Annotated in this window: 7 protein-coding genes; 1 reads left to right on the plus strand and 6 read right to left on the minus strand. The window is 33.3% G+C overall.

What is annotated here, in order from left to right:
* The first annotated feature begins 620 nt into the window (after positions 1-620).
* The gene (locus tag LQ673_RS04835) at positions 621-1034 is read left to right on the plus strand and encodes a DUF7679 family protein (protein WP_285387146.1); all 414 of its coding nucleotides are present in this window, start codon (positions 621-623) and stop codon (positions 1032-1034) included.
* Positions 1035-1079: 45 nt separating this feature from the next.
* On the opposite strand, the gene LQ673_RS04840 is transcribed toward LQ673_RS04835, so the two are convergent.
* The 6 genes from LQ673_RS04840 to gtfA form a co-directional block, all read right to left on the minus strand.
* Positions 1080-2897: a solute:sodium symporter family transporter gene (locus LQ673_RS04840; RefSeq protein ID WP_239705651.1), complete on the minus strand. Its 1818-nt coding sequence runs from the start codon at positions 2895-2897 to the stop codon at positions 1080-1082.
* A gap of 52 nt (positions 2898-2949) precedes the next feature.
* Complete coding sequence (locus tag LQ673_RS04845; RefSeq protein ID WP_239705653.1) at positions 2950-4257, minus strand: LLM class flavin-dependent oxidoreductase; 1308 nt, start codon at positions 4255-4257, stop codon at positions 2950-2952.
* A 370-nt stretch (positions 4258-4627) separates the two neighbouring features.
* Complete coding sequence (locus tag LQ673_RS14785) at positions 4628-5176, minus strand: TetR/AcrR family transcriptional regulator (protein WP_204253184.1); 549 nt, start codon at positions 5174-5176, stop codon at positions 4628-4630.
* 32 nt (positions 5177-5208) lie between these two features.
* Entirely contained in the window at positions 5209-7545 is a 2337-nt protein-coding gene (locus LQ673_RS04855) for an MMPL family transporter (protein WP_239705656.1), read from the minus strand.
* A 207-nt stretch (positions 7546-7752) separates the two neighbouring features.
* The gene (gtfB, locus tag LQ673_RS04860) at positions 7753-9072 is read right to left on the minus strand and encodes an accessory Sec system glycosylation chaperone GtfB (RefSeq protein WP_239705659.1); all 1320 of its coding nucleotides are present in this window, start codon (positions 9070-9072) and stop codon (positions 7753-7755) included.
* The gene (gtfA, locus tag LQ673_RS04865) at positions 9065-10570 is read right to left on the minus strand and encodes an accessory Sec system glycosyltransferase GtfA (RefSeq protein WP_239705662.1); all 1506 of its coding nucleotides are present in this window, start codon (positions 10568-10570) and stop codon (positions 9065-9067) included. Before gtfA ends, gtfB begins: the two co-directional genes overlap by 8 nt.
* Positions 10571-10638: the final 68 nt, after the last annotated feature.

Genomic DNA, 10638 nt, shown 5'->3' on the forward strand with positions numbered 1-10638 from the left:
GGAAGGTGGAGTGCCTGGTGGTTCTTTTTTTGGGGTGGCTGATGGATCTGGGGAGGATTGGCGGGTTGGCGGATGGAATTAGGAAAAGTGAGCGCTATGTTGCTAGATTGGGGTGTCTTGCAACATACGGAGGTTCTATGTTGCTTGTTTAGGGTGTCTTGCAACATACAGGCGTTCTATGTTGCTTGTTTGTGGTGTCTTGCAATATACGGATGTTCTATGTTGCTTGTTTAGGGTGTCTTGCAACATACGGAGCGCTTATTTATCTTGTTTGGGCAGTCTTGATAAATACAAGCCCGCTATTTATCTTGTTTCGCCAGTCTTGATAAATATAAGGTCCTGAACATTGCCAGTCACACTCCACTTGCAATATTCACACCTCCAACATTGCTAGTCAGACCTCACTTGCAATATTCAGACCTCCAACATTGCTAGTCACACTCCACTTGCAATATTCAGACCTCCAACATTGCTAGTCACACTCCACTTGCAATATTCAGACCTCCAACACCCCCATTCCGCCCTGCCCACCTTACATTCTCGTTAGACCTTCCATACATTTCTATTGTATAATTATGGTATTAATTTTCGCTCGGAGGTAATTTTCATCTGTGTCTAAAATGTATTTTTATGTAAAAGTTAAGCGCTTGGATGGACGTGTTCTGAACTATCAATTGCCTAATGATTTACAGGAAGCGATGCGTATATATCGACAAGAAAATCCGAAGACTTGGACTAAGATGTTCAAACATGCTTTAATCAACATTCCTTTAGAACCATATAGCGCAAAGAATCATTATCGACCATTAATTGGTGTCGGCTTAATTAAAAATGTATTCTATCTCAATAAACCAAAAGCACTGCGAACAAGAGGTCAGTTTCTAACATTTGATAATTGGTCAAAGAAAGGTTGGAAACACTTTTGGAGAAGCTCTGCTTTTTTAAGACACGATCATAAATTGAAGTCTAAGATTAATATCATGTATCAATACTACCAATGGAAAAAATGGTATAAGAATAAGGCTAGGACATAATGTAATGTCCCAGCCTTATTCTGTTGATCAATCCACTATCTCCTATCATTTCACCGACTGTTCTAAGCTATTCGTAATAACATTTCCTTGTTGTTCTATATTTAATTCTTCTTTGAGTTGTTTATTGTACTGCTGCTTTAAGGTTGATTCATATTTATGTGACCATTGTTTTAGACTGACGTAATACAGAACGCCCACTACTATGACGAGCGCTACGACCACTGGCCAAAACAATGGTGAAACGATATTCTCCTGTGAGGCTAATCCTATCGGCGAGAACAATACGAATGTAAAGATCATTGACCCAAATAAGACTACTGTCACTGGAATGGTATATTTCCATGGTGTCATATCTACTTTAGGATTTGGTTTGAATTGATAAGGTGTACTTAATGGCTTAATTGCTCCAATCATAATCATTAAAAGTACTTCAATGACAAACAATAATCCTTGTATGTAAATAAAGTTTATCGTCATCTCATAATGGAAAAACATCGGCAATCCCCATATGAGTAAATAGTAAACAATGACATGTGAAATAATCACGATTTTAGGTCCGATAGCTGGAATTCTTTTTGAAAATATCCCTACCAGTACGATTGCGATGATAGGTATATTGAAGAATCCTGTAAACTGACGAATGATTGTCCATAAGCCTTGTGGTGCATTCATTAACATGGGTGAAATAAAGAATGTAATAAGCGCCAAGATGACGCCGAACCATTGACTCACTCTGATCATTTGTCTATCAGTCGCTTCTTTATTGATGAGTACTTTATAAATATCGTAAACAAACAATGTTGATGCACTATTGAGCAACGCATTAAAGCTTGAGAATACTGCACCTAATAGTACAGCTAAAAAGAAACCATTTAAAAATGTCGGAAAGACATCTTTAGTTAAAGTTGGATAAGCTAAATCCATATTCTTTAATCCTGAACCGTATAAATGATATGCGATAACGCCTGGTATCATCATTAAAAATGGTACAAGAATCTTAAGAAAGCCTGTAAATAACGCACCTTTTTGACCTTCTGCTAAACTTTTCGCTCCGAGTGTTCTTTGAATCACATATTGATTCGTACCCCAGTAGAATAAATTAGCAAAAATCATACCTGTAAAAATCGAACCAAAGGGCACGTCATCTTGTTGTGATCCGATTGAATTAAGCTTTTCTGGATGTTCTGTAGCAATTGTCTTCATGCCAGCTAACATACTGCCATCACCAAGTGCAATAAATCCAAGTATCGGTACTAGTATTCCAACAATCAACAATCCGATACCATTTAATGTATCTGAAATTGCAATTGCTTTTAATCCACCAAGAACTGCATACAGCATTCCGATAATGCCGATCACCCAAACGATGATCCAGATTGATTGTTCGTACGTAATGCCAAACATATTTGGTATATCAAAAATTTGTATCACAGCTAATGAGCCTGAATACAGTACTGAAGGAATGGTAATGAAACCATAACCCACCATAAATAACACGACAATTAATAGTCTCGTTTGATGGTCAAAACGCGTATTTATAAATTCAGGAAGCGTCGTAAAGGCGCCTCCTAAATATTTGGGTAATAGAATGGTTGCTAATATAATGACTGAAAATCCAGCAGTTACTTCCCATCCCATACTTGATAAGTTATTCTGATAACCTTGTCCGTTTAATCCTATTAATTGCTCGGCAGATAAATTAGTAAGAATTAAAGCACCTGCGATAAATCCGCCGGTTAACCCTCTGCCACCTAAGAAAAATCCGCCAGAACTATTTACTGTACTCTTCGTCTTATAGTAAGAATACCAAGCGACAATACCGATAAAGAATGCACATGAAACAAGTGTAAAAGCTACATACATATTGATGACCACCTCTTCAGAAGAATAACAGCTTTAACTGTTTTAATCGTTCTTAACTATGTTGCTTTGCATAACTTAATCCAATTTTTTCTCGCAATGTTCCTTCGTTATAATCTTCTTGTACTAATCCTCTATCTTTTAATATTGGAACCACTTTATCTACAAATAATTGGAATTGTGTAGGATTGAGTGGTGCCATAATATTAAAGCCATCTGCAGCACCTTTCGTAAACCATTCTTCCATTCTATCTGCAACATCTTCAGTCGTCCCAACGATAATATGATGACCTCTTGCACCAGCTACATGTTTCATAACATCTTCAAGTGTAGAATGATGTTTCTTAGCTGTTTCTTTAATCAAATCAACACGACTTTGAATATTGTTTCCTTGATCGATTTCAACATCCTCAAATGGTGTATCTAATTCATATCCACTTAAATCTGTATCACCTAAATAAGAAGATAGTAATTCTAATCCCATTTCTTTCGGAATCAAATCTTGCAACTCATTATAATTCTTTTCCGCCGCTTCTTTCGTTTCACCAATAAACGGGAATATTCCAGGCATAATCACAACATCTTGGTGATCGCCTCTTTTTTCTTTAACTTTACGTTTTAAATTTTCAGCAAAACGCACAGCTGCATCCACATCATTTTGAGCAGTAAATACAACTTCTGCATACTTAGCCGCAAAATCAATGCCTTTCTTAGAAGAGCCAGCTTGCACAAGTAAAGGATGACCTTGAGGAGGTTGTTCAATATTTAACGGCCCTTTAACGCTGTAAAATCGTCCTTTATAATCAATTGTCTTAGGTTGATAATCAGGCAATAATCTACCTTCATCGTGTAACTTTTCAGGATTCACATCTTCCCATGAATGCCATAACTGTTTAGAAACTTCTACAAATTCATCCGCTTGCTCATACCTTAAATCATGATCCACATTATTTGTTCCATTAAAATTCGATGCAGTCGCATTAATTCCAGAAGTAACAATGTTCCAACCAGCTCTACCATTACTATAATGATCTAAAGAAGCAAAGATTCTTGCTAGATTGAACGGTTCAGAATATGTCGTTGAACCCGTTACAATTAGACCCAAATGCTTCGTTTCTCTAGCTACAATAGACATGAGTGATAAAGGTTCGAAAAATGAAAACATATCAGGATGTGTCTTCTTATCTACATACAAACTGTCTGATACAAACAAGAAATCAAACTTAGCCTTTTCCAAAATCTTTGCCTGTTCAATCGTCTTCTCTAAATTCATACCACCCTTTTTGATAGACTCAGGATGTCTACTACTCGCAACATGATGTCCAAAACCTGTTAAAAAATATCCTAATTTCATTCTTTTCATCTTTGTTCCCCCTCCATTATTTATTATTCCGATTGGATTAATAAGAAATATCTTACCATTGTCTATTTATCGAGTCAATTTACAATTTTCAAAAAATTTATTTTAGAATTAAAAAAACCTACCAACATCAAATATTGGTAGGTCTAGATAAATTCAATTTATATAAAAAGTCGAAAACTTATTTTTTCTTCTTTTTCTCTTCCATAATAGCAAGAATAATAAAGCCAACAATGAATACAGGAATGAATGCAGCAATAAACATCATTTGAAACACCTCTTATCTTAATATTCTTTATATCATGCTTATCATACCAAGAAATAAGATAAGGTCATAGTAAACAAGTGTGGTGGGATGGTAAATTAATATTTACTAAGACGCAAACATTCTAGATAAGGTGTTAAGTATGTTATCTAAATCTTTTTCATTGATTTCAATGTCTTCGGCTACGTAATTTTCTAATATAGAGAGTACTGAAGCGACATATGCTGCGATGATAATATCAATATGTGATGAATCATATATATGCCCTGATTCTTTAATATGTTGTTTGATACCTTCTGACATATTCTTTTTTAATATATTTTGTATAGATGCTTTCTTATTAGATATCACTTGAGAAAATGCATCTTTATATTTATCTACAATTTTTATCAATTCTTTTAAACATTTCTCTGGCGAGAGTGTTATATCTGTAAAAACTGCTTCATGTTCTATGATGTAATCTAAGCATGAGGACAACAAATGATATTTGTCTTCAAAATGGGCATAAAATGTTGTTCTGTGTACCATTGCTTCATCACAAATTGCCTGTACTGTTATTTCATCGAAACTTTGTTTTTCTAACAATGTGATAAGTGATGTGTGCAATAGTTTGTATGTCTTTTGTACTCTTAAATCCCATTTATTATATGATTTCATTTGTAAATCCTCCTTTTTATTCGTTCTGGCATTTATGATTTTTTAATGAGTTCTGCCAAAATTTTATTAATGCTTTCAATATTTTTACTTTGTTGTTTCAATATATCCAAAATTTCTTCTTTATTTTGTTCATCCACTTCAATATGCTGATCTATTAATGGACTATTGATATGCATATTTGTTTCGGATGTAGGTTGATGATATGTTTGATTTTGCTTAGCTGTATGTTCTAAATCACGACCTTCGATATCAATATGAGGAATCAGTTTGCTTAACCACGCTGGAACAAACCATGTTGCTTTTCCTAATAAAGTTGTAAGTGCCGGAATTAATGTTAATCGTACTATAAATGCATCAAACAATACACCTAAAGCTAATGACAGACCCATTGATTTAATAATTGGATCTTCTTGGAATACAAATGCGATAAATACTGAGAACATAATCAATGCTGCTGCAACGATAACTGGACCACTCTTTTTAATACCTAATTTTACTGCTAGTTTATTATCTTTAGTCTTATTATATTCTTCATGTATTCTCGACATTAAAAATACTTCGTAGTCCATTGCTAGTCCAAATAATAAACTGATGAGAATAACAGGTAACATCGCAAATAATGGACCTGGTGTATCAATACCAAATAGTTCTGACATGACACCATCTTGCATGATAAGTGTTGTGACACCCATACTTGCTAATAACGATAGTATAAATCCTAATACAGCTTTTAGAGGTACAAGTATAGATCTAAATACAACCATTAATAAAATGAATGCTAGTGCGACTATGACGCTCGCAAATAGTGGAATACTTTTATTGATTTTCTCTGCCATATCAATGTTGATTACACTTTGACTTGATACTTCCGTTTTGAAGTTATAATCTTTTTTAGCATCATCATTATAGTCTCTTAAATCATGTACTAATTGATTCGTCGTTTCGTCATTTGGTCCTTTTTCTGGAACGATAATTACTAAAGCATAATCTTTATTCTCGCTCATCATAGGCGGTAAGACAGTATCAACATTTTTGATGTCTTTTACATCTTTCGTTAAACTTTGTAAATCTTGTTGAAGTGCCTGCATATCATCTTTTTTATTTTTGACATTAACAAGCATCGCGATTTGACCGTTATAACCTTCACCGAATTTATCAGAAATAATGTTGTATGCTTTATGTTGTGTCGTATGGCTAGGATTCATGCCATCATCAGGAATACCTAAACGCATATCTTTTACTGGAATAATCGCTAATACAATGATGATTAAACCTACAAGAATAGCCAATAACGGCTTATTAACAACGAATTTTGACCAGAATGAATCTGCATCATTTTTATTTTGAACGTTCTGTTTATTAGGTTTAATATGCTTATGGAATATACCCACTAATACAGGTACTAACGTAATCGCTGTTAACATAGCAAATATGACGCTAATAGCTGCAACTAAACCTGTAGTCGTTAAGAAATCGATGCCTAACACTGATAAACCTAATACAGCAATTAAGACTGTAACACCTGCAAATACGACTGCACTACCAGCAGTTCCCGTTGCTAAACCGATTGCTTTTATTGTGTCAGGTTCATCTCGTTTAATTTCTTTATACCTCGAAAGAATAAACAATGCATAATCAATGCTTAAAGCTAAGCCAATCATAACAGCAAGCGTTAACGTTACATTTGGGATATCGAATGCTAATGTAAATAGCGATATAATGCTCACACTTGTACCTAATCCTATAATTGCACTGAGAATTGGTAAACCTGCAGCGATTAATGACCCAAATGTTATTAATAGCACGATAAACGCTACTGCTACACCTACTATTTCAGAAGTAGCACCTACATCTGTAGTCTTCATACCTGTTCCAGTATATTCAACTTGAACATTATATTTATCTTCTAAATCATTAAATTTATCTTGTACTTTATCTCTTGAATCATCTGATAATGCCGTTGCAGATACATCATAATAAACTTCTGCTATAGCTGTTGTCTTATCAGAACTAATTTGTTTCATTTCATATGGATCAGATATTCTATCAACTTTTTTGTCATCATCTTTAATACTCTTCAATAAATCTTGAATATCCTTTGAAATATCAGGCTTAACAATGCCCTCTTTATCCTCTGATTTTATAACGACACGAATTTGTGCCTTATCACTATCTTGATTAAAATGATCTTTAATTTTATTATTCGTATCGACTGATTTTAAATCATTCATCGTTAAATCATTATCAAACTTAGGGTTCGTAAGTAACATTGGTACTAATACTGATAAAAGTATAACCAACCAAATAGTAGCCCCCCAACCTTTATGTTTAGCCATAAAAGTCCCTATTTTATACAATACATTTGCCATAATCTTCCTCCTAATTTCGATTGTAGTTTAAACTATATTGACATAACTACAAGATAATGGAGTACTCATTTAAATAGTAGAGATAATTAAGGGCAAAATGTAAGATAAACTACATTAGAGCATGTAATGTAGTTTTAAATTTAAAAAAACAGCCAAAGCATGTGGTATGCCTTGGCTGTTACTCTCTATTCTTTATTTACACATTTATTATTCAAACAGTGCTTCAAATTCTTGCGCTTGTATTGAACTTGCATGCTTCAATTGATTTTCTCGTTTAGTATCAGCTAATGAAGGGTCCGCTTCTATCTCTTTTAACGCATTGATTAATTGATCTTTATGTTCTAACGAGAATTGATTTTCTTTCGCAATATAATCTGCATTATGCACTGTTTCTTTATATCCTAAAATCAATAACTGGTGCTCAAATGCTACTTTAATAGCATCCAGAATCTCATTACCTTTGTTAATATCTAAATAAATGTCGCATGTTTCATACAAAGTATGAATTTTCTCTTTAGTTGCTACAGGATATAGCGTGACATTATGATATTTATTAAGTTGTAGTAACTTTTGAGACATCTCAGTAATAGCAACAATATGAAATTGATATTGCGGGTGAGCTTTAACGATATCTTCAATATGTGGAATCTGATCAGAGTTCGTTAATGTGAGTACATTGCGCGCTTCTTTATGATTATTTTTAAACTCGTATACATAACCTGCTTTCGCAATTCTACTTTGATGTTCAGATTCTACAAGTTCACGTACTTTATTGTATTCCTCGTTACTTGGTACTAAAATTTTACTACCTCTTGTCTTATCAGCTAACATAAGCTTCATATTTCCCGGTAAATCATCTTTCATTTGTTCTTGCCAATACAAATAGTCGTGTCCTTCTTCTTTTAAATCATGAAGGACTGCATAAGGTATAGCTAAAGAATTGATTAAAAAGCTTTCTAAAGGCATTTCACTCATTTTCAAATAAAATATGACAAACTGTACTTTTGATTGAAAGATATACTCTTTATCGTTCCATTTCAACATAATATCATTCGTTACAAAATTCTCGCTTATAATTTCTTCATTTCGATCATTAAACCATCGTTTAACAATGCGTTTTTGATTATCATCAACCATTAATTGCGCATACTTTAACCCTTTATTATTATAATAATCAATGACTTGCGTCCTACCTTGTTTGTTCAACCATTCAATTCGCTCAACTATTCTAAAACCGTAGTTCTTCTTATAAATAATTCTACCTTTTACTTCGCCCATATTTTTAATTTCTGCTGAATTATTATTACCTTCAATTTCCCAAAATCTTGGCAATGGCACTTGGTTAAAGAATAAAGGTTTTGAAGCATGATCATCATTATTTGCGAAAAACTGATAAGGTGTTATGACATTTGAAGGTAAGAAACCATCTTCTTCAATGACAATGGTCTGTACATTCACCTTTGCGTTCTCAAATGTTTTATAAAGTCTTTGTGTTCGTATATCGAAAGATTCAAATAGATTAATCATGTAGCACCTCTTCAATTAAGTGAAACCACTTTTGTTTAATATTGTCAGTCTTGTATTGTTCAGCAAGTTCATAAGATTTCTCATGAAATGATGAAGTATCATTTTTGAAAAATTGAACAACTGCATTGGCTAAATTATCGACGATTTCTTGTTCTGATTGGTGACTTTTATCGAATGGAATTAAATAACCATTTTCATGATGACTGATAAATGTTGTGTTTCCATAATCGACATCAAATCCTATCATCCCTAAACCAGAGCCGACAGCTTCCATCAATGTTAACCCGAAACCTTCACTTGTTGAACCTGCGAAAAACAATTCATAATTCGCATATACATCTTGTAACTTCACATGTCCTAAAAGTTTGATATAGTCATTTGCTTCATTTTCATCGATTAATTTTTGAAGCATGCTTCTTTCAGCGCCTTCTCCGTATATATCAAATATCAAATCTGGAATAGATTGTTTTGCTTTGACAACGGCTTTTACTAACCAATCTATATGTTTTTCACTGGCTAATCTTGATGCCGTTATGACTGAATAAGGCTTTCTACTATCCGGTATAATCACATCATGAATACTACCAACAGGCACTGTATATATCTTTGGAAGGTTTCCGTAATATTGATTAAATTGATGACTCAGAACTGTTTTTTGTCGGTCTGTTGCTGCAATATAAAAATCAATTTCTCTTGAATGAGAAAATACATATTCATAATAATTATTCCATAGAATATAATCATCAGTTGTTGAATTTTCACTATAATGTTCAGCATGAATGACAACACCTAATTGAGCCTCGCCTTTATTTTGAATAACAGGTTGAGCCATTCCTTTAGACCGGTCAATAAGCACAATATCCCTTGATGTTAAATGCAGACATTTCATGAAATAAGCTACAAATTCCTCTTTAGAATAGAAAATTTGATCCTTAAACATATATAACTTACCGTTATTATTTAAATACTCGTTATAAGCAATAGAACCATCTTCATTATAGAATTGTCTCATATAAACTTTCGCTCTATTTTCATGTGGCGCGTAATATTCCGAGAATGTTCTAGTGTAAGTATAGAAATCTTTCCTGATTAACTTCCCTCGAGAAACAAACTCTGCTCTATCCACATATGGCTTACCTTGTTCCTTTAGAAAGCATGTCACGTATGTTTGATTCGTTTCACTAAACAACTTTACTATTTTTTTATTTTCTTCTCGACGTGTTATTTTCATATCAAGCGTATCAATTAAATTATTTATGGTATAAGTAGTAGGTGCAATTTTAATATCTGTAAAATATTGATATATCCAAATAATTTCATGATCATAATATCCCATATGACTTGTTAAAGTTTGAATGTTCTCACGTGTCATAAAGTCTAAAAATACAAATTTCAAACTTTCCTTTTGTTCACGTAGCATCTTAGCTCTATAAAATTGGGCATATTCGATGCCGCTACTTGCCCAACCAATACTATAATTAATATTATATATTGTCATAATAAGTCCCGTCCTTACAAATTATCATAATTATAAAAATTACAAACAAACTAACCTTCCGCAATTCT

This window comes from Mammaliicoccus sp. O-M54, from assembly GCF_022386035.1.
Classification (GTDB): Bacteria; Bacillota; Bacilli; order Staphylococcales; family Staphylococcaceae; genus Mammaliicoccus; species Mammaliicoccus sciuri_A.

Coding starts and splice junctions, on each gene's coding strand:
- LQ673_RS04835 (WP_285387146.1), top strand. CDS start 621: ATGTATTTTTATGTAAAAGTTAAGCGCTTGGATGGACGTGTTCTGAAC.
- gtfA (WP_239705662.1), bottom strand. CDS start 10,570: ATGACAATATATAATATTAATTATAGTATTGGTTGGGCAAGTAGCGGC.
- LQ673_RS04840 (WP_239705651.1), bottom strand. CDS start 2,897: ATGTATGTAGCTTTTACACTTGTTTCATGTGCATTCTTTATCGGTATT.
- LQ673_RS04855 (WP_239705656.1), bottom strand. CDS start 7,545: ATGGCAAATGTATTGTATAAAATAGGGACTTTTATGGCTAAACATAAA.
- LQ673_RS04845 (WP_239705653.1), bottom strand. CDS start 4,257: ATGAAAAGAATGAAATTAGGATATTTTTTAACAGGTTTTGGACATCAT.
- LQ673_RS14785 (WP_204253184.1), bottom strand. CDS start 5,176: ATGAAATCATATAATAAATGGGATTTAAGAGTACAAAAGACATACAAA.
- gtfB (WP_239705659.1), bottom strand. CDS start 9,072: ATGATTAATCTATTTGAATCTTTCGATATACGAACACAAAGACTTTAT.